This is a genomic window from Streptomyces sp. AP-93, from assembly GCF_022808175.1.
Lineage (GTDB): Bacteria > Actinomycetota > Actinomycetes > Streptomycetales > Streptomycetaceae > Streptomyces.
The window spans coordinates 152,031-171,926 of record NZ_JALGBX010000008.1; the positions used below are offsets into that span (position 1 = coordinate 152,031).

At 69.3% G+C, this 19,896-nt stretch carries 17 protein-coding genes; 3 read left to right on the forward strand and 14 right to left on the reverse strand.

The features are described 5' to 3' along the window. Nucleotides 1–10: 10 nt before the first annotated feature. The 7 genes from mrdA to MTF69_RS15740 form a co-directional block, all read right to left on the reverse strand. Nucleotides 11–2,191: a penicillin-binding protein 2 gene (gene mrdA / locus MTF69_RS15710; RefSeq protein ID WP_243334829.1), complete on the reverse strand. Its 2,181-nt coding sequence runs from the start codon at nt 2,189–2,191 to the stop codon at nt 11–13. Nucleotides 2,192–2,204: 13 nt separating this feature from the next. After that, on the reverse strand, nt 2,205–2,909 hold the full coding sequence (gene mreD / locus MTF69_RS15715; protein ID WP_243334831.1) for a rod shape-determining protein MreD: 705 nt from the start codon (nt 2,907–2,909) through the stop codon (nt 2,205–2,207). A 12-nt stretch (nt 2,910–2,921) separates the two neighbouring features. Next, nucleotides 2,922–3,869, reverse strand: a complete 948-nt coding sequence (gene mreC, locus MTF69_RS15720) for a rod shape-determining protein MreC (RefSeq protein ID WP_243334833.1) — start codon at nt 3,867–3,869, stop codon at nt 2,922–2,924. Nucleotides 3,870–4,033: 164 nt separating this feature from the next. Further along, nucleotides 4,034–5,053, reverse strand: coding sequence for a rod shape-determining protein (locus tag MTF69_RS15725; protein WP_069923827.1), 1,020 nt, complete (start codon nt 5,051–5,053; stop codon nt 4,034–4,036). A gap of 296 nt (nt 5,054–5,349) precedes the next feature. Beyond that, the gene (gene ndk / locus MTF69_RS15730; protein WP_214950910.1) at nt 5,350–5,760 is read right to left on the reverse strand and encodes a nucleoside-diphosphate kinase; all 411 of its coding nucleotides are present in this window, start codon (nt 5,758–5,760) and stop codon (nt 5,350–5,352) included. Between the two features lie 159 nt (nt 5,761–5,919). After that, nucleotides 5,920–6,279, reverse strand: a complete 360-nt coding sequence (locus MTF69_RS15735) for a DUF4233 domain-containing protein (RefSeq protein ID WP_243334834.1) — start codon at nt 6,277–6,279, stop codon at nt 5,920–5,922. Nucleotides 6,280–6,282: 3 nt separating this feature from the next. Beyond that, nucleotides 6,283–7,797: a folylpolyglutamate synthase/dihydrofolate synthase family protein gene (locus tag MTF69_RS15740; RefSeq protein ID WP_243334836.1), complete on the reverse strand. Its 1,515-nt coding sequence runs from the start codon at nt 7,795–7,797 to the stop codon at nt 6,283–6,285. Nucleotides 7,798–7,915: 118 nt separating this feature from the next. Here MTF69_RS15740 and MTF69_RS15745 point away from each other — a divergent pair, with 118 nt between their 5' ends. Beyond that, entirely contained in the window at nt 7,916–8,965 is a 1,050-nt protein-coding gene (locus tag MTF69_RS15745; RefSeq protein ID WP_243334838.1) for a rod shape-determining protein, read from the forward strand. A gap of 20 nt (nt 8,966–8,985) precedes the next feature. Here MTF69_RS15745 and MTF69_RS15750 read toward each other — a convergent pair whose 3' ends face one another. After that, a complete protein-coding gene (locus MTF69_RS15750; RefSeq protein ID WP_243334840.1) occupies nt 8,986–10,137 on the reverse strand; it encodes a sensor histidine kinase in 1,152 nt (383 codons plus the stop codon). Nucleotides 10,138–10,289: 152 nt separating this feature from the next. On the opposite strand from MTF69_RS15750, the gene MTF69_RS15755 reads away from it, so the two are divergent. Next, nucleotides 10,290–10,871: a vitamin K epoxide reductase family protein gene (locus MTF69_RS15755; RefSeq protein ID WP_243334842.1), complete on the forward strand. Its 582-nt coding sequence runs from the start codon at nt 10,290–10,292 to the stop codon at nt 10,869–10,871. 100 nt (nt 10,872–10,971) lie between these two features. Here the strand turns inward: MTF69_RS15755 and MTF69_RS15760 are convergent, their stop codons facing one another. After that, complete coding sequence (locus MTF69_RS15760) at nt 10,972–13,620, reverse strand: valine--tRNA ligase (RefSeq protein ID WP_243334843.1); 2,649 nt, start codon at nt 13,618–13,620, stop codon at nt 10,972–10,974. A gap of 127 nt (nt 13,621–13,747) precedes the next feature. Between MTF69_RS15760 and MTF69_RS15765 the strand changes: the two genes are divergently transcribed. Continuing rightward, a complete protein-coding gene (locus MTF69_RS15765; RefSeq protein WP_243334845.1) occupies nt 13,748–14,704 on the forward strand; it encodes a hypothetical protein in 957 nt (318 codons plus the stop codon). A 57-nt stretch (nt 14,705–14,761) separates the two neighbouring features. On the opposite strand, the gene MTF69_RS15770 is transcribed toward MTF69_RS15765, so the two are convergent. The 5 genes from MTF69_RS15770 to tig all read right to left on the reverse strand — a co-directional run bounded on the left by MTF69_RS15770 (nt 14,762) and on the right by tig (nt 19,731). Further along, nucleotides 14,762–15,043 carry a hypothetical protein gene (locus MTF69_RS15770; protein WP_243334847.1) on the reverse strand — a complete coding sequence of 94 codons (282 nt, stop codon included), beginning with the start codon at nt 15,041–15,043 and terminating at the stop codon, nt 14,762–14,764. Nucleotides 15,044–15,211: 168 nt separating this feature from the next. Continuing rightward, the gene (gene clpX / locus MTF69_RS15775) at nt 15,212–16,498 is read right to left on the reverse strand and encodes an ATP-dependent Clp protease ATP-binding subunit ClpX (protein ID WP_243334850.1); all 1,287 of its coding nucleotides are present in this window, start codon (nt 16,496–16,498) and stop codon (nt 15,212–15,214) included. 153 nt (nt 16,499–16,651) lie between these two features. After that, the gene (locus MTF69_RS15780) at nt 16,652–17,323 is read right to left on the reverse strand and encodes an ATP-dependent Clp protease proteolytic subunit (RefSeq protein WP_279345806.1); all 672 of its coding nucleotides are present in this window, start codon (nt 17,321–17,323) and stop codon (nt 16,652–16,654) included. Between the two features lie 86 nt (nt 17,324–17,409). Next, nucleotides 17,410–18,027 carry an ATP-dependent Clp protease proteolytic subunit gene (locus MTF69_RS15785; RefSeq protein ID WP_243334854.1) on the reverse strand — a complete coding sequence of 206 codons (618 nt, stop codon included), beginning with the start codon at nt 18,025–18,027 and terminating at the stop codon, nt 17,410–17,412. 309 nt (nt 18,028–18,336) lie between these two features. Further along, on the reverse strand, nt 18,337–19,731 hold the full coding sequence (gene tig / locus MTF69_RS15790) for a trigger factor (RefSeq protein WP_243334856.1): 1,395 nt from the start codon (nt 19,729–19,731) through the stop codon (nt 18,337–18,339). Nucleotides 19,732–19,896 lie beyond the last annotated feature (165 nt).

Consider the following 19,896-nt stretch of genomic DNA (forward strand, 5'->3'; position numbering starts at 1 on the left):
TCCTCGGTACTCAGTCGTGCTGCGCGGGGCGCTGGGCTTGCGGGCCGGCCAGCGCGGGCGGCGCCAGTTCTTCCGGGGACGGCGGTACGTACGGCCGGATCTCGGGGGAATCGATGCCCCCGTCGGGGCGGATCTTGGGCAGCTTCTTCTCCGGACCCAGCAGGAGCGCCTTCTTCGGGTCCTGGTTGCCCGCCATGTCGAGGCCGTAGATGGCGTTGTAGATGTTGCGGACGGCGGGGCCGGAGGCTCCGGAGCCGGTACCGCCCTGGGAGATGGTCATGACGATGGTGAAGTCGTCGGTGTAGGTCGCCAGCCACGAGGTGGTCTGCTTGCCGTAGACCTGGGCGGTGCCGGTCTTGGCCCGCATGGGGATCTTGTCCAGCGGCCAGCCGCCGAAGCGCCAGGCGGCGGTGCCGCCGGGCTCGACGACCATGCGCAGGCCCTTGTCGAGGTCCTTGACGGTCTTGGCGTCGATCGGGAGCCTGCCGTGCGACGTGGGCTTGATCCACTCGATGTGCTTGCCGTCGGCGCTGATCACGGCTTTGCCGACCGTGGGGTTGAAGAGGGTGCCGCCGTTGCTGATGGCGGAGTAGGCGGTGGCCATCTGGATGGGGGTGACGAGGACGTCGCCCTGGCCGATGGCGAAGTTGATGCTGTCGAACGCCTTGAGCTGGTTGCCTTCGAGGCAGCTCTCGTAGGCGATCTGCTCGACGTAGGTGCCGCCCTTCTTGCCCTGCTTGCACCAGGAGTCCTTGTTGGCCGCCCAGAAGCCCTTCTTCCACCCCCGGTCGGGGATGCGGCCGGTGACCTCGTTGGGCAGGTCGATCCCGGTCTCGGAGCCGAGGCCGAACTCGCGGGCGGTGCGGTAGAACCAGTCGTGGGCGTCCTTCTTGGGCTTGAGGCCGCCGTCGCGGTTCCATTCCTTGTGCCCGAGGGCGTAGAAGACGGTGTTGCAGGAGAACTTGAGGGCCTCGCCGAGGGTGATGGGACCGTGTCCCTTGGACTCGAAGTTCGCGAAGCTCCGGTTGCCCATGCTGTAGGAGGCGCTGCAGTTGTACTTGTCGTCGAAGGCGTATCCGGCCCGGACGGCCGCGCTGGCCGACACCACCTTGAAGATGGAGCCCGCGGGGGCTTGCCCCTGGATGGCCCGGTTGAGCAGCGGGTAGTTGGAGGCATCGCTGGTGAGACGGGCGTAGTCCTTGGCGGCGATGCCGCCGACCCAGGCGTTGGGGTCGTAGTCGGGCTGGGAGGCCATCGCGACGACCCGGCCGGTCTTGCCCTCCATGACGACGACGGCGCCCGAGTCGGCCTCGTACTTGCGGCCGGTGATCTTGTCGGTCTCCTGGCGGACCGTCTTCATCGCCTGCTGGAGCTCGTACTCGGCGACGGACTGGACCCGGGCGTCGATGCTGGTGACGAGGGTGGATCCGGGCACGCCCGGGTCGGACTCGGTCTGGTGCATGACCCGGCCGAGGTTGTCCACCTCGTAGGAGGTCACCATCGCCTTGCCGCGCAGGTACTTGTCGTAGGTGCGCTCGATCCCGGAGCGGCCGACCTGGTCGGAGCGCAGGTGCGGCGAGTCGGTGTCCTTGGCCTTCTGGATCTCGTCGTCGGTGACGGGCGAGAGGTAGCCGAGCACCTGGGAGGTACGGGCACCGCCGGGGGCCGGGTAGCGGCGGACGGCGACGGGCTCGGCGGTGATGCCGGGGAACTCCTCGGGGCGTTCGCGCAGCTGCAGCGCCTGCTGCGTAGTGGCGTCGAGGGTGATCGGGATCGGCTGGTACGGGGAGCCGTTCCAGCAGGGCGCGGGGGTCTGGGAGTCGCAGAGGCGGACCTTGTCCATGACCTCCTTGGGGGTCATGTCCAGGACGCCGGCGAGGCGGGTCATGACGGCCTTGCCGCGGTCCTTCATCTTCATCAGCGCCGTGCGGCTGGTGGAGACGACCAGGCGGGTTTCGTTGTCGGCGAGGGCGACGCCGCGGGCGTCGAGGACCGTCCCGCGCACGGCGGGCTGGACGACCCGCTGGACGTGGTTGCTCTTCGCCTCGTGGTAGTACTCCGCGCCGTTGCGGATCTGGAGGTACCAGAGCCGGCCGCCGAGGGTGAGGAACATCGAGCAGACGAGAACCTGGATGATCACGAGCCGGATCTGCACCCGGGAGGTACGGCCGGTCTCCGGAATGTTGGTCACGTGGACTCCTCCCTCACAGCTTCTTGACGCTCTTCACACCCTTGATTCCCTTGACGCCCTTTATCCGGCCGGCCCGGTTGGCCCGGCTGCGGGCCGTCTTCATCCGCAGTCCGCCGCGCTGGCTGCCGATCCGCAGCCCGGTGCCGCCGGCCAGCCAGCCGGAGGCGATGTCCTTGCCCGCGGGCGGGCCGCCGTTGGCCTCGACGGCCATCGGGTCGTTCTCCGCGCGGCGGGCCAGGGCCATGATGAACGGCACGGTGAAGGGGGCGAGCAGCAAGTCGTAGAGGACCGCGGTGAACACCAGTCCGGTCAGCCCCACGTGGCGGGCGGCGGTGTCGCCGACCAGGGCGCCGACGCCCGCGTAGAGCAGGGTGGAGACGAAGGCGGCGCCGACGACGGTGAGCATCGGGCCCCAGGCGGAGCGGAACCGCCCGGTGTCGGGGCGGACCAGGCCGGCGACGTAGCCGATGACGCACAGCACGAGCGCGTAGCGGCCGGCGGCGTGGTCCGCGGGCGGGGCCAGGTCGGTGAGGAGTCCGGCGGCGAAGCCGATGAGGGCGCCGCTGACGCACCCGTACACGAGTGCGAGGGCGACGACGGTGAGCAGGACCAGGTCGGGGACGGCTCCGGGGAGTTGGAGGCGGCCCAGGATGGAGACCTGGACGACCAGGGCGACCACGACGAGCGTGCCCGAGAGCAGGATCCGGTTGAAACGCATGATGATCGGCTCCTAGTCCTCGGCCGGCTTGCCGGACGCGGACGCGCCGGGCGACGGGGTGACCGTGACGGTGACCGTCGGGGTGGGCTTGGGCGCTTCGGGCTTGGGCGGCAGGACCGCGTCGCGCGGGTCCACGCGCGGGGGCATCACGACGACGCCGACGATGTCCAGGCGGGAGAAGCCGACGAAGGGGCGGACCCAGATGGTCCGGGTCAGGTCGCCGCGCGAGGGGTCGACCTTGATCACCTCGCCGATCGGAACGCCGGGCACGAAGGGCTTGTTGCCGCGCGAGCCGAAGGTGACGAGCCGGTCGCCGGTGTTGATCTTGGCCTTGCCGTTGAGCATCTGCACGGAGAGCTCCCGGTCGCCCTGACCGGTGGCGAAGCCGAGTTCGCCGGTCTTCTCCAGGCGGGTGCCGACGGTGAAGTCGGGGTCGTTGGCGAGCACCACGGTGGCGGTGTCGGGGCCGACGGTGGCCACGCGGCCGACGAGTCCGTCCCCGTTGAGGACGGTCATGTCGCGCTCGATGCCGTCCTTGCTGCCCGCGTCGATGGTGACGGTCCAGGAGAAGCCCTGGGCCGCTCCTATGGCGATGACCTCGGCGCCCTTGATGCCGTACTGGCCCGCGCCCGCCCGCTTGAGCATCTCGTCGAGCTCGCGGATCCTGCTGCGGGTCTGGTCGTCGCTGCCCAGCTTGGCCTTGAGCGCCGTGTTCTCGCGCTCGAGCGTCGCGATGCGGTTGTGCCGCTCGCCGGAGTCCCGTACCGCCCCTATGGCGTTGGCGACCGGGTCGACCCCTTTCGCCACGCCCTTCTCGACCGGTCCGAAGACCGCTGCGGCGGCCTGTCGGGCACCGTCGACCGGAGACTCCTCACCCGTCCTGATGTCCACCGTGATCAAAGCGAACGCGATGGCGATCAGAAGTACCAGGAGCAGCCGGCTTTCTCGTGTGTCCCTCACGTGCGGCGGCCGTGCCTTCCTCATAGTTACCCGTGCGGCGAAGCCGCTCCGGTGGAGCCGGGGCTCGCACCGGACCTTGCCTGTATATCAACGATCCGCCGCACGGGCCCGGTAGCACCCGTACGGCGGATCATTTGTGTTCCACCGCCGCGCGGCGGGCCGGATCAGCGTCGCGGCTGGGCGTCCAGGACCTGCTGGAGCGCCTCGAACTCCTCTACGCACTTGCCGGATCCGAGCGCGACGGAGTCGAGCGGGTCCTCGGCGATGTGGATCGGCATGCCCGTCTCGCGGCGCAGCCGCTCGTCGAGGCCGCGGAGCAGGGCGCCGCCTCCGGTCAGGACGATGCCGCGGTCCATGATGTCGCCGGAGAGCTCCGGCGGGCACTTGTCGAGGGTGGTCTTGACGGCGTCGACGATGGCGTTGACCGGCTCCTCGATCGCCTTGCGGACCTCGGCAGCCGAGATCACGACGGTCTTGGGCAGGCCCGAGACCAGGTCGCGGCCGCGGATCTCGGTGTGCTCGTCCTTGTCGAGGTCGTAGGCCGACCCGATGGTGATCTTGATCTGCTCGGCGGTGCGCTCACCGAGGAGGAGCGAGTACTCCTTCTTGATGTGCTGGATGATCGCGTTGTCGAGCTCGTCGCCGGCCACCCGGATGGACTGTGCCGTGACGATTCCGCCGAGGGAGATGACGGCCACCTCGGTGGTGCCGCCACCGATGTCCACGACCATGTTGCCGGTGGCCTCGTGGACGGGCAGGCCCGCACCGATGGCGGCGGCCATCGGCTCTTCGATGATGTGCACCTGGCGGGCACCGGCCTGCGTGGACGCCTCGATGACGGCGCGGCGCTCCACTCCCGTGATGCCGGAGGGCACGCAGACCACGACGCGCGGGCGGGCCAGGTAACGGCGCTTGTGGATCTTGAGGATGAAGTACCGGAGCATCCGCTCGGTGATCTCGAAGTCGGCGATGACGCCGTCCTTGAGGGGCCGCACGGCGACGATGTTGCCGGGCGTGCGCCCGATCATCTTCTTGGCTTCGGAGCCGACCGCCAGGATGCCACCGGTGTTCGTGTTGATGGCGACCACGGACGGCTCGTTCAGGACGATTCCCCGGCCCCTCACGTACACCAGCGTGTTGGCGGTCCCGAGGTCGATCGCCATGTCACGGCCGATGAACGACATGTTGTTCCCCTTGTTCCCCATGAGGAGCGTCTGGCCTTCCAGTTGATAGCGGCTGCTGTCAGGTCGGCGAGGTGGGTGTGTGGGTGGAGGCCCCATCGTAGTGCCGCAAGTACGGGCACCGCGCGACGGGACTCCGGCAAGCCCGCCGGAACGGATACCCGCCCCCATAGTGGTGACGTCGTGTCCTGTCCATGCGTTCCCGAATGTGCCCGGTAATACCGGAGGGCGACCGAAATTACTTCGGTCGCCCCAGGTCATGAGCGCTATTCGGCTGATGTTGCGTCAGAAAAGAGTGATCACAGCGCCGGGAAGAACAGCTTCAGCTCCCGCTCCGCGGACTCCTCGGAGTCCGACGCGTGGATCAGGTTCTCCCGGGTGACGGTACCGAAGTCACCCCGGATGGAGCCGGGCGCGGCGGCAATCGGGTCAGTGGGTCCGGCCAACTGGCGGACACCCTCGATCACGCGCTCCCCTTCGACGACCAGGGCCACGACCGGGCCACTGGCCATGAAGCCCATGAGGGGCTCGTAGAACACCTTCCCCTTGTGCTCGCCGTAGTGCGCTTCCAGGGTCTCCTGGTCCAGCGTGCGCAGCTCCAGCGCGGGAATGGTCCAGCCGGCCTTCCGCTCGATGCGGCCGACGATCTCGCCGATCAGGCCGCGACGGACGGCGTCGGGCTTGAGGAGGACGAGCGTGCGCTGGGTCATGTGGGTAACTCCTTGCGGCATACGGGTGCGGTCCGACGAGGCTACAGGGGCCCGGGCCCCCGCCGTACGGGGCCTTCCCTGGCCCGGCCCGGGGCCCGGCTCCGGCTCCGGCTCCGGCTCCGGCTCCGGCTCCGGCTCCGGCTCCGGCTCCCCGGCGGGCTACGCCTCGGTGGGGCCGGCGGCCTGGGCCTCCGCCTGGGCGGCCCAGCGGGCCTTGATCACGTCGATGCGGCGGCCGTAGCGGATCGAACACCACCACAGACCGGCGAACACCACGCCCAGGATGAACATCATCGGCACGACGAAGCCGCTCAGCACGAGCCCGATCTGCAGGGCCCAGCCGATCTGGACGGCCCCGGGGCGCGAGAGCATCCCGCACAGCAGGACCGACACCAGCATCGCGATCCCGCAGACCGTCCAGACGGTGGCCTGGCTCAGATCGCCCTTCATCGCGACCAGCCCGGCGAAGCCGATCACGAAGAACTCGGCGATCAGCGTCGAAGCACACAGCGTGCGCATCCCTCAGCCCCTCTTCAGCAGCATGCGGGCCTCGCCCACCGTGATCACGGACCCGGTCACCAGGACCCCGGCCCCTCCGTACTCCGCCTCTTCCTCCGCCAGCGTGATCGCCGCCTCGATGGCGTCGTCCAGCCGCGGCTCCACCTGCACCCGGTCGGCGCCGAAGACCTCGACCGCGATGGCCGCCAGATCGTCGGCGGACATCGCCCGGTGGCTGGTGTTCTCGGTGATCACGACCTCCGCGAAGATCGGCTCGAAGGCCTCGAAGACCCCGCGCGCGTCCTTGCCCTCGCTCGCGCCCACGACCCCGACCAGCCGGCTGAAGCCGAAGGCCTCGGTCACCGCCTCCGCCGTGACCTGCGCCCCGGCCGGGTTGTGCGCCGCGTCCAGGACCACCGTCGGGCTGCGCCGCACGACCTCCATGCGGCCGGGCGAGGTCACCGAGGCGAAGGCCTTGCGCACGGTCTCCACGTCCAGGGCCCGCGCGTGGTCGGCGCCGACCCCGAAGAAGGCCTCGACCGCCGCCAGCGCCACCGCCGCGTTCTGCGCCATGTGCGCGCCGTACAGCGGCAGGAAGATGCCGTCGTACTCACCGCCCAGGCCGCGCAGCGTCAGCTGCTGCCCGCCCACCGCGACCTCGCGGGTGACGACGCCGAACTCCATGCCCGCGCGGGCGACGGTCGCGTCGACCTCCACGGCCCTCTTCAGCAGCACCTGCGCCGCGTCCACCGGCTGCTGCGCCAGGATCACGGTGGCGCCCTGCTTGATGATGCCGCCCTTCTCCTGCGCGATCTCGCCTGTGGTGGAGCCGAGCCGGTCCGTGTGGTCCAGGCTGATCGGGGTGACCACGGCGACCGCGCCGTCGATGACGTTGGTGGCGTCCCAGGTGCCGCCCATGCCCACCTCGATCACGGCCGCGTCCACGGGCGCGTCCGCGAAGGCCGCGTAGGCCATGCCGGTGAGGACCTCGAAGAACGACAGCCGGATCTCCTCGGCCGCGTCCACCATGTCCACGTACGGCTTGATGTCTTCGTAGGCCTCGATGAACCGCTCGGCGCTGATCGGAGTCCCGTCCAGGCTGATCCGCTCGGTGATCGACTGCACGTGCGGGCTGGTGTAGCGCCCGGTGCGCAGCTCGAAGGCGTTCAGCAGCGCCTCGATCATGCGGGACGTGCTCGTCTTGCCGTTGGTACCGGTGACGTGGATGGCGGGGTACGCGCGCTGCGGCTCGCCCAGGACGTCCATCAGCGCGGCGATGCGCGTGACGGACGGCTCCATCTTGGTCTCGCCCCAGCGGCCGGCCAGCTCCTGCTCCACCTCCCGCAGCGCCTTGGCCACCTCGGGGTCGGCGGGCTCTTCGGGTACCGGGTCGCCCTGGAGCGGACCGGCCTGCGTGCGCAGGGTGCGGCTGCCCGCCTCGATCACCGCCAGGTCGGGGTCGCGGTCGGACTCTTCCGCCACGATCTTGTCGAAGGCGTCGAAGCTGTCATCGTGGCTCTCGGGCTGCTGCTCACTCACGGGACCCAGTCTACGGACGAGCACCGGGAGGACTTTCGGCCCGGTCGCATCGGGACCTTCGGCTGCGGGGGCGACCGGATCGTTATGCAAGCCTTGCGGGCAGGAGATTGGGGAACAAATGCCGCAGGCCAGCACGAACAAGACAGCTTCCAGCCGCGACATAGGGATAGACCTGGGAACCGCCAACACCCTCGTCTACGCACGGGGGCACGGCATCGTCCTCAATGAGCCGTCCGTGGTGGCCGTCAAGGCGGGCACCACCACGGCACTGGCCGTGGGGACCGAGGCCAAGGAGACCATCGGCCGCACCCCCGGCTCCATCACCGCGATCCGCCCCCTCAAGGACGGTGTGATCTGCGACTACGAGGCCGCCGAGGAGATGATCCGGCACTTCGTCCGCAAGGCCGTACCCGGCCGCCGGGTCCGCACCCGCATGGTGATCTGCGTACCGTCCGGGGTCACCCCGGTGGAGCGGCGGGCCATCATCCACGCCTCCACCCGGGCCGGCGCCAAGACCGTGCACCTGATCGAGGAACCCATGGCCGCGGCGATCGGCGCCGGGCTCCCGGTGTCCGAACCGCGCGGCTCGATGGTCGTCGACATCGGCGGCGGGACCTCCGAGGTCGCGGTCATCTCACTGGGCGGCATCGTCACCTCCCAGTCGCTGCGGGTCGGCGGCGACCGGCTGGACGCCGCGATCACCGACTGGGTCCGCAAGGAACACTCCCTGCTCATCGGCGACCGCACCGCCGAGGACGTCAAGATCGCCATCGGCTCGGCGTGGCCGGTGCCGGACCGGCCGGAGCTCGAGACCGCCACCTTCACGGTGCGGGGCCGCGAGAAGGTCGGCGGCATGCCCCAGACGCTCCGGCTCGACGCGCGCGACGTACGGGCCGCCCTCGACGAGCCGATCGAGTCGATCATCGCGGCGGTCCGCACCACCCTGGAGGAGTGCCCGCCCGAACTGTCCGGCGACGTCATGGAGCACGGCATCGTCCTGACCGGCGGCGGCGCGCTGCTGCCCGGCCTGGACCTGCGGATGGCCTCCTCGACGGGGATCCCGGTCTTCGTCGCGGACGACCCGCTGGACTGCGTGGCCCTGGGCTCGGGCCGCTGCGTGGAGGACATGGACGCGCTCGGCAGCCTGCTGGCGCCGGCGCGGGCTTAGGGGGAAGGGCCGGGGCGGGGTCAGCCCTTCGGGAGGGTCGCGAGGACCTCGTACGCGTCCTGCGTGCGCGTGGCCATCAGGGTGCCGCCCAGGCTGCGCACGCGCTCGGACATGCTCGCCGTGCCCGAGCCCGCCGAGACGGGGGCCCTCGCCGGATTGCGCTGCGCCAGCCCGTTGCGGACGGCGATCCGCAGCTGCGGGCCGTCCGCCGCGATGGACACCTCGATGGTCTCGCCGCGCGCGTGCTTGGCGGCGTTGGTCAGGCATTCCTGCACCACCCGGTAGACCGCCGCCTGGCGCAGCGGCGACAGCCCGTGCACGTCCGGATCCAGGGCGAGCCGTACGGGCGAACCCGCGCGCCCGCTCTCCTCCGCGAGCGCCGCGAGCCCTTCCACGCCCGGGGTGACCGTCCGCTCCCCGCGATGCACGATGATCTCGTTGAGCACCAGGTGGGCCCGGCGGGCGGTGTCGGCGAGCTCCTCGAAGTCTGATCCGTACGCCGTCTCGCGCGAGCGCATCGACAGCACCTCGGAGCGGACCGTCAGCAGGGTCAGCTCGCGCCCGACGAAGTCGTGGACGTCGCGGGCGACGGAGGTCCGCTCCTGCTGGACGGCCTGCAGCACTGCGGATTCGGCGCGCCGGGTGTCGAGCTCGCGCACGAGGTCGTGGCGGTAGGCGGCGATGCCCACGGCCGAGGCGAGGACCCCGATGGGCACGACGATGCTGAGGAAGGAGCTGAGGGTCTCGGCCCGGGACAGCGGCCAGCCCGGCACGCAGAAGAACAGGCACACCACGAAGACGAGGTAGCCGAGGGTGGCGAGGACCCCGGCCCGGCGCCCGCGGAAGCGGCCCACCGAGTACAGCGCGAACTGGATCAGGGTCAGCTCGTGCAGCCAGCCGATGAAGAGCAGCGCGGCGAGGTACGAGACCCAGGGCAGCCGGCGCCGCACCAGCAGGGTGGCGCAGCCGAGCGCCAGGACGACCGCCGCGGCGGGCCCGCTCAGGGAGTTGTCGGCGGCCGCCAGGCCCGGCAGGTCGAGCGCCATCAGGCCCAGGCAGCTGAGAGCCGCGAGCAGGTCCATCGCGCGCGGCGAACCGGCCCAGCCCTGCGCGAGCCGGCGGCCGAAGGCCAGGAGCCGGTGGGGCGCCGAGGGGGCGGGCGTGACGTGCATGCCCTCCATCATCCGTGGTCGCCGCCCTCGGATCCGGGCCGCCAGGACCCGAGAACGCGTGATTTAGGGCACTTCGGACAGGCCGGAGGTCCCCCGGACCGGAGGCCTTCCGCTCTACCCGGGGCCGCCCGGACGCTCGTAGCGTCGGGAGAATGACCACCCACCGGGGAACCACCACCCATCGGGGCACCACCACCCCTCGGGGCACCGCCCTGCTCCTGCTGATCGGCGGCCTCATCGGCACCCTGGCCTCCGGCGTCCTCACCTACGACCGCATCCGCACCCTGGAGGACCCGCTCTTCACCCCGGGCTGCAACGTCAACGCGGTGCTGAGCTGCGGCGACGTGATGACCACCTGGCAGGGCAACCTGCTGGGCTTCCCCAACATGCTGCTCGGCATCGCCGGCTTCGCGGCCCTCGCCGGGCTGGGCACGGCCCTGGTCGCCGGGGCACTGTTCCCCCAGTGGCTGTGGCGGGGGCTGTGGGCCGGGATCGCGGCCGGGTTCGCCTTCACGGTGTGGCTGATCAGCCAGTGCCTGTACGTGATCGGGGCGCTGTGCCCGTGGTGCATGGTCGTCTGGGCGGTGATGATCCCGCTGTTCTGGTACGTCACCCGCCACCTGGCCCCGGCCGGCTCCCGGCTGCGGGCGATCCCGCACTGGCTGGTGCCGCTGGCCGCGTACGGGGTGGTCGCGGCGCTCATCCTGACGAAGTTCGGCACCCGGCTGCTGTGACGCCGGGCCCCCTCCGGGGAACAGATACCGCGAAGGCCCCCACGTCGACCGACGGCGTGGGGGCCTTCGCTTGCGCTCTACGGGTGCTGCCTGCGGGCGGTCAGCCCGCGGGCAGGGCGTCCAGCTGGGTCTTGAGGCGGACGATGTCGTCCTCCGCCTTGGTGAGCCGGCCCTTGATCTTGTCCACGACGTTGTCGGGGGCCTTGGCGATGAACGCCTCGTTCCCGAGCTTCGCCTCGGCCTGCTGCTTCTCCTTCTCGGCGGCGGCCAGGTCCTTGCTCAGCCGCTTGCGCTCCGCAGGGATGTCGATGGTCCCCGACAGGTCGAGCGCGACCGTGGCACCGCCGACGGGCAGGGTCGCGGTGGCGCTGAAGGCGTCGCCCTCCGGCTGGAGGCGCAGCACCTGGCGGATGGCGGCCTCGTGGGCGGCCAGCGTGGTGGCGGACAGGTCCAAGCGGGCCGGGACCTTCTGCTTGTCGTCGAGGCCCTGCTCCTTGCGGAACCGGCGGACCTCACGGACCAGGGCCTGGACGCCCTCGATCTCGGCCTCGGCGGCCGCGTCGCGGAAGCCGCCCGGGGCGTCAGCCCCAGGAACGGACACAGCCTTCGGCCAGTCGGCGATCACGAGGGACTCGCCGCCGGTCAGCGTGGTCCACAGGGTCTCGGTGACGAAGGGGACGACCGGGTGCAGGAGGCGCAGCATGACGTCGAGGACCTCGCCGAGGACCCGGGCGGAGACCTTGGCCGGCTCGCCGCCCGCGAAGAACGTCGTCTTCGACAGCTCGACGTACCAGTCGAAGACCTCGTCCCACGCGAAGTGGTAGAGCGCCTCGCTGAGCTTCGAGAACTGGTAGTCCTCGTAGAAGGCGTCGGCCTGCGCGACCGTCTCGTTCAGCCGGGACAGGATCCAGCGGTCGGTCGCCGACATCTCCTCGGCCGAGGGCAGTTCGCCCTCGATCGTGGCGCCGTTCATCATCGCGAAGCGGGTGGCGTTCCAGATCTTGTTGGCGAACTTGCTGGAGGCCTGGACCCAGTCCTCGCCGATCGGGACGTCGACACCCGGGTTGGCGCCGCGCGCCAGGGTGAAGCGGACCGCGTCGGAGCCGTACTTGTCCATCCAGTCCAGCGGGTTGACCGCGTTGCCGAAGGACTTCGACATCTTCTTGCCGCGCTCGTCGCGGACCATGCCGTGCAGGGCGATGGTGTGGAACGGCGGGGTGCCGTCCATCGCGTACAGGCCGAACATCATCATCCGGGCGACCCAGAAGAAGAGGATGTCGTAGCCGGTGACCAGGACGGCGTTCGGGTAGAACTTCGCCAGGCTGTCGGTCTGCTGCGGCCAGCCGAGCGTGGAGAACGGCCACAGGCCGGAGGAGAACCAGGTGTCCAGGACATCCGTGTCCTGGGTCCAGCCCTCGCCGCTCGGCGGCTGCTCGTCGGGGCCGACGCAGACGATCTCGCCGTTCGGGCCGTACCAGACGGGGATGCGGTGGCCCCACCAGAGCTGGCGCGAGATGCACCAGTCGTGGAGGTTGTCGACCCAGTCGAAGTAGCGCTTCTCCATCTCCTGCGGGTGGATCTTGACCTGGCCGTCGCGGACCGCGTCACCGGCGGCCTTGGCGAGCGGGCCGACCTTGACCCACCACTGGAGCGAGAGGCGGGGCTCGATGGTGGTCTTGCAGCGCGAGCAGTGGCCGACGGAGTGCGTGTACGGGCGCTTCTCGGCGACGATCCGGCCCTCGGCGCGCAGCGCGGCGACGATGGTGGAACGGGCCTCCAGCCGGTCCAGGCCCAGGAAGGGGCCGTGGACGGTGATGACGGCGTGCTCGTCCATGACGGCGAGGTTGGGCAGGCCGTGGCGCTGACCGATCTCGAAGTCGTTGGGGTCGTGCGCCGGGGTCACCTTGACGGCGCCGGTGCCGAACTCGGGGTCGACGTGCTCGTCGGCGACGACCGGGATGCGGCGGCCGGTGAGCGGCAGCTCGATCTCGGTGCCGACGAGGTGCTTGTAGCGCTCGTCCTCGGGGTGGACGGCGACGGCCGTGTCACCCAGCATCGTTTCGGCGCGGGTGGTGGCCACGACGATGGAGGCGTCGCCCTCGCCGTACCGGATGGAGACGAGCTCGCCCTCGTCGTCCTGGTACTCGACCTCGATGTCGGAGATCGCGGTGAGGCAGCGGGGGCACCAGTTGATGATGCGCTCGGCGCGGTAGATCAGCTCGTCGTCGTAGAGCTTCTTGAAGATGGTCTGGACGGCCTCGGACAGGCCCTCGTCCATGGTGAAGCGCTCGCGCGACCAGTCGACGCCGTCGCCGAGGCGGCGCATCTGGCCGGAGATCTGCCCGCCGGACTCGCCCTTCCACTGCCAGACGCGCTCGACGAAGGCCTCGCGGCCCAGGTCGTGGCGGGACTTGCCCTCCTTGGCGAGCTCGCGCTCGACGACGTTCTGGGTGGCGATGCCGGCGTGGTCCATGCCGGGCTGCCACAGGGTCTCGTAGCCCTGCATGCGCTTGCGGCGGGTGATGGCGTCGATGAGCGTGTGCTCGAAGGCGTGCCCCAGGTGGAGGCTTCCGGTGACGTTCGGCGGCGGGATGACGATGGCGAAGGGAGGCTTGTCGCTCTTCTCGTCCGCCTCGAAGTACCCACGCTCTACCCAGCGCTCGTAGAGCTTCCCCTCTACATCGGCCGGCGCGTACGAAGTCGGCAGTTCGGAGTAGGGGCTGCTGGGTGTCTGCGTGTTCTCGGTCACGAGCCACAGTTTAGGGCCGTAACGGTCCGGTCATGAAACCGGGTTTCCGGGGGCCCGGGGCCTTTCGCCGCCCCGGCTTCCGCCAGGATGTGTGGGACGCATAAACAACCTCATGGGGGGACGCGGGATGAGCTACAACCAGCCGGGACCGTACGGGGGCCAGCAGCCGCAGCAGCCGGGGCCTTACGGACAGCAGCCGCAGCAGCCGAACCCGTACGGCCAGCAGCCCGGCCCCTACGGCCAGCAGCCCGGCGCGCAGCCCGGCTACGGATACCCGCAGCAGGCCCCCCAGGGAGTCCCCCAGCAGGGCTACCCGCAGCAGCAGCCGGGCTTCCCCCAGCAGCAGCCCCCGTACGGCGGCTACCAGCAGCAGCCTCCGTACGGCGGGACGCCCCCGAAGAAGTCCAAGGCGGGCGTGATCATCGGCGTGGTCGTGGCGGTCGCCGTGATCGCGGGCGCCGGCTGGTACTTCACGATGGGCAGCGGTGCCTCGGCCTCGATCTCCGCGGACACCAAGGGCTACAAGCTGGTGGCACCGGCGGCGGTGGACGACTTCAAGAAGGACCCGAAGAGCAAGCCTGAGGAGTTCACCGACAAGGACCGCAAGGAGGCGGAGGCGGTCGGCGTGAAGAACCCGACCCAGGTTGCTCAGGCCTACCAGTCCGGTGACCCGAAGAACCCGCTGGCCGCCAAGGCTCTCAACTTCGAGGGCGTGTACGGCGAGATCGCCGACCCGGAGAAGGCCGTGGACGCCTACTTCGCCATGGCCAAGGCCGATTCGATGAAGAGCGAGGACGACGGGCAGGCGGAACTGGTCGGCTCCCCCAAGGTGATGAACCCGGCCGGCTTCAAGGGTGCGGTGATGAAGTGCCAGGAGCTCAAGATCACTCCGAAGAAGTCGGAGACGAGCCCGCTCACGAAGCCCTTCACCATCCCGGTCTGCATCTGGGGTGACTACAGCACCCTGTCCGTCGTAAGCATGGTGGACTTCGCCTCCCTCATGGGCGGCACCCAGAGCTTCACCCTCGAACAGACGGCGGGCTACACCGCGAAGCTCTACAACACGGCCCGCTCTAAGGCCTGATCGCCAGCGGCCTGCACGAGCACTCGTTTCCGTGCAGGCCGGCCGCGGCCAGACGGGCTACCAGCCCGCGCGGTTGCACGCCGTGACGGCGTGTTCCTGCCTGACTCCAATGCCTGTCAACCCGTAGTAGCACTGACCCCAGCGTCCTGGGTTGAAAAAGGGGTTGGCGCTACCCGCCTTGCAGGCAGACTCCACCTTCGGGCCTATCACATAGCGCACCGTGTGCAGGTAATACTGGCAATCACCCTGATCAGCCGACGCCGGCGTAGCCGCCACCATCGGCAGCACGGTGGCGGCGACAGTTACCGCCAGGGCTCCCATGACACGGTTCAACTTCACGCTCTTACCTCTCGATCGAAAACGGTTCGAGGCAAATCCGATCAAGGAAATCCGCGTCACGCCAGGCCATGGCGAACTTATGTCTGATTACAGCGCAAGGTAGGCCGACCGCAGAAGGGGCGCCCCCGGTCGGGGGCGCCCCTTCTGCTTACGCGTAGTTGCCTGCGGCTAGGCCGACTTCTCGTGCGGGCCCTGTTCCTTCGGGACGATCCGCGGGACCAGCGTCGGGTTGACGTTGGAGCGGACCACGTCCGAGGTGATGACCACGCGGGCCACGTCCTTGCGGGACGGGACCTCGTACATCACCGACATCAGGACCTCTTCCATGATGGCGCGCAGGCCGCGCGCGCCGGTCTGGCGCAGGATCGCCTGGTCGGCGATGGCTTCGAGGGCCTCGCGCTCGAAGTCCAGCTCGACGCCGTCGAGTTCGAACAGTCGCTGGTACTGCTTGACCAGCGCGTTGCGCGGCTCGATGAGGATCTGGAGCAGGGCCTCGCGGTCCAGGTTGTGCACGGAGGTGATGACGGGCAGACGGCCGATGAACTCGGGGATCATCCCGAACTTCACCAGGTCCTCCGGCATGACCTCCTGGAACTGGTTGCTCGCCTCGATCTCGCGCTTCGAGCGGATGGTCGCCCCGAAGCCAATGCCCTTGGCGCCGGCGCGGGATTCGATGATCCGCTCCAGGCCGGAGAAGGCGCCGCCCACGATGAACAGCACGTTCGTCGTGTCGATCTGGATGAATTCCTGGTGCGGGTGCTTGCGGCCGCCCTGCGGCGGTACGGAAGCGGTCGTGCCTTCCAGGATCTTCAGGAGGGCCTGCTGCACGCCCTCGCCGCTCACGTCGCGCGTGATCGACGGGTTCTCGCTCTTGCGGGCGACCTTGTCGATCTCGTCGATGTAGATGATCCCGGTTTCGGCCTTCTTGACGTCATAGTCGGCCGCCTGGATCAGCTTGAGCAGGATGTTCTCGACGTCCTCGCCGACGTACCCGGCCTCCGTGAGCGCCGTCGCGTCCGCGATGGCGAACGGGACGTTGAGCATCCGGGCCAGCGTCTGGGCCAGCAGCGTCTTGCCCGAGCCCGTGGGGCCGAGCAGGAGGATGTTGGACTTCGCGAGCTCGATCGCGTCGTCACGGCCCGTCCCGCCGCCGTTCTCGCCGGCCTGGACGCGCTTGTAGTGGTTGTACACCGCGACGGAGAGCGCCTTCTTCGCCGGCTCCTGGCCGACGACGTAGCTCTCCAGGAACTCGTAGATCTCACGGGGCTTGGGAAGTTCTTCCCAGCGGACCTCGGAGGTCTCCGCGAGTTCCTCTTCGATGATCTCGTTGCAGAGGTCGATGCACTCGTCGCAGATGTACACACCGGGTCCCGCGATGAGCTTCTTCACCTGCTTCTGGCTCTTTCCGCAGAACGAGCACTTGAGCAGGTCGCCGCCGTCACCGATGCGTGCCACGAGGTGCTTCCCCTTCGCCTGGGAGACGCCTGGTTCAGCGCTCCTGGTGCCTCATATCCGACGGTACCTTGCCGGGGGCCCCGTACGGGGCCCCCTTGACGTGGTTCACATCGCCCAATCCGGCGACGTGCCCGCGCCAACTGGCGGCAAGGATCAGTTCGAAGTCTTGCGGGTCGCGACGACCTGGTCGATCAGGCCGTACGCCAGCGCGTCCTGGGCCGTCAGGATCTTGTCGCGCTCGATGTCGTCGCGGATCTTCTCGATCGGCGTCGAGGAGTGCGTGGCCAGCATGTTCTCCAGCTGGTCGCGCATGCGCAGGATCTCGTTGGCCGCGATCTCCAGGTCGGAAAGCTGCTCACGGCCGGTGCCGCCCGAGGGCTGGTGGATCAGCACGCGGGCGTTCGGCAGCGCCATGCGCTTGCCGGGGGCGCCGGCGGCGAGCAGGACCGCGGCGGCGGAGGCCGCCTGGCCCATGCAGACCGTCGAGATGTCCGGCTTCACGAACTGCATCGTGTCGTAGATCGCCGTCAGCGCGGTGAAGGAGCCGCCGGGGCTGTTGATGTACAGGTAGATGTCGCGGTCCGGGTCCATCGACTCCAGGCACAGCAGCTGCGCCATGACGTCGTTGGCGGAGGCGTCGTCGATCTGCACGCCGAGGAAGATGATGCGCTCCTCGAAGAGCTTCGCGTACGGGTCGTACTCGCGGACGCCCTGCGAGGTGCGCTCCACGAAGCGCGGCACGACGTAGCGGTTGTCCACCGGCGCGCCGGTGTAGAGGCCGCTCGCGGGAGAAAGGTTGTTCATGTGCATGTGGGTGTTCACCATCCTGGTGGCGTTCTGCGGGCTGAGGCTTGCCTGGTGCGGGCGGGCGCAGGGGTCCCCGTACGGGACCCCCTATGCCGGGGCCGGGATCAGGCCCCGGTGCCGCCGCCGCCCGGGACCAGCGACGCGGCGGAGATGATCTCGTCGATGAGGCCGTAGGCCTTGGCCTCTTCCGCCGTGTACCAGCGGTCGCGGTCGCCGTCGCGGATGATCGTCTCCACGGTCTGGCCGGAGTGGTGCGCGGTGATCTCAGCCATGCGCTGCTTCGTGCGCAGCAGGTACTGGGCCTGGATCTTGATGTCCGAGGCGGTGCCGCCGATACCGGCGGAGCCCTGGTGCATCAGGATGTCGGTGTTCGGGAGCGCGAAGCGCTTGCCCGCGGTGCCGCCGGTGAGCAGGAACTGGCCCATCGAGGCCGCCATGCCCATACCGATGGTGACGACGTCGTTCGGGATGTACTGCATGGTGTCGTAGACCGCCATGCCCGCCGTCACCGAGCCACCGGGGCTGTTGATGTACAGGTAGATGTCCTTCTCCGGCTCGGCGGCCAGGAGCAGGAGCTGCGCGGTGATCTTGTTGGCGATGTCGTCGTCGACCTGCTGGCCGAGGAAGATGATGCGCTCGCCGAGCAGCCGGTTGTAGACATGGTCGCCGAGGCCGCCACCGATGGACGGCTCACCCGCGGCGTAAGGCTTCAGATTCGTCACGTATCCACCTGCTCGTCTCCGACGGCCATGTGCCGTCTCAGCGTCTCGTTCTGGGGCGCGGACCTGCCGTGCGGACGATGTCCACCGGCGTCGGGTACTCCCGTGCCCTCGTATTCATGGACCCTAACGCGCAGCTAGGACAACGCCATCCCGCTTCCCGAACTGTTCGCTCGGAGCGCAAGGTCACATGCCCTTCCCGGAGGGCCTCCCGGAGGGGGTTCCGCGGGAAGGCCGAAGGGCCCGGACGCGATGGCGTACGGGCCCTCCGGGCCGTGCTCTGGTACTGCTGGGTGGGGGTGACCCCGGGTGTTACTTGGCTTCGTCGGCCGCGATCTCGCCGTCGGCCTGGACGACGTTCTCGACGGTCTCGGCGGCCGTCTCGAGCTCGTCCTCGTCGTCGGAGAGGTCGACGACCTCACCGTTGGTGTCGGTGACCTTGGCGGCCTCGACGACGGCCGCGAGGGCCTTGCCGCGGGCGACCTCGCCGACGAGCATCGGAACCTGGCCACCCTCGACGACGGCCTGGGCGAACTGGTCGGGGGACATGCCGGAGGAGGCGGCGCGACGCATGAGGTGCTCGGTGAGCTCCTCCTGGTTCACGTTCAGCTTCTCCTTGTTGACCAGCTCGTCGAGGACGAACTGGGTCTTGATGCCCTTGATCGCCTGCTCGGCGGTCTCGGCGTCGAACTCCTCGACCGTCTTGCCCTGGATCTCCAGGTACTTCTCGATGGTGAGGCCCATCTGGCCGAGCTGGTGGTGCTCGAGGTTGTGCTTGCGGGTCTGGACCTCGTCCGCGAGGAGCTTCTCGGGGATCGGGACCTCGACGAGCTCCAGCAGCTTCTCCAGGACGCGCTCCTGGGCCTGCGTGGCCTGGTCGTACTGCTTCATGTTCTCGAGGCGCTTGCGGCTGTCGGCCTTCAGCTCTTCGAGGGTGTCGAACTCGCTCGCCATGCCGGCGAACTCGTCGTCCAGCTCCGGCAGCTCACGGGCGGAGACCTTGGTGACCTTGACGGTGACCTCGGCGTCCTTGCCCTCGGCGGAGCCGCCCTTCAGCTGGGAGGTGAAGGTGGCCTCGCCACCGGCCTCCAGGCCCTTGACGGCCTCGTCGATGCCTTCGAGAAGCTCACCCGAGCCGATGGTGTAGGAGACGTCCTGGGCGACACCGTCCTCCAGCACCTCGCCGTCGACCTTGGCCTCGAGGTCGATGGTGACGACGTCGCCGTCCTCAGCCGCGCGCTCGACGTCCTTCGTGGACGCGAAGCGGCCGCGCAGCTGCTCGACCGACTTCTCGACGTCCTCGTCCGAGACCTCGACGGCGTCCACGGTGACCTCGATGCCGGAGTAGTCCGGGATCTCGATCGCGGGACGGATGTCGACCTCGGCGGTGAAGGCCAGCAGCTCGCCGTCCTTCAGCTCCGTGATGTCGACGTCGGGCTGGCCCAGCGGGTTCAGGTCGGCCTCGTTGACGGCCTCGGTGTAGAACTTCGGGAGGGCGTCGTTGACGGCCTCCTCCAGCACCGCACCGCGGCCGAAGCGCTGGTCGATGACGCGGGCCGGGATCTTGCCCTTGCGGAAGCCCTTCACCGTGACCTGCTGGTTGATCTTCTTGTAGGCCGCGTCGAGGCTGTCCTTGAGCTCCTCGAAGGGCACCTCAACAGTGAGCCGAACCCGAGTCGGGTTCAGGGTCTCCACGGCGCTCTTCACGGTTCGGTCTCCTTGTGGCTGACTGCTGGGGGTCTCTGCTCATCGCCGCGGTCTAGCGGTTCTCAGCGGATCGGGCCCGGTACATCAGACACACGGGCACGCAGCTTGCATAGTAGCCGCAAGCGGCAATCAGCCCACAACGCGATCATCGACGCGGTCTCTGCG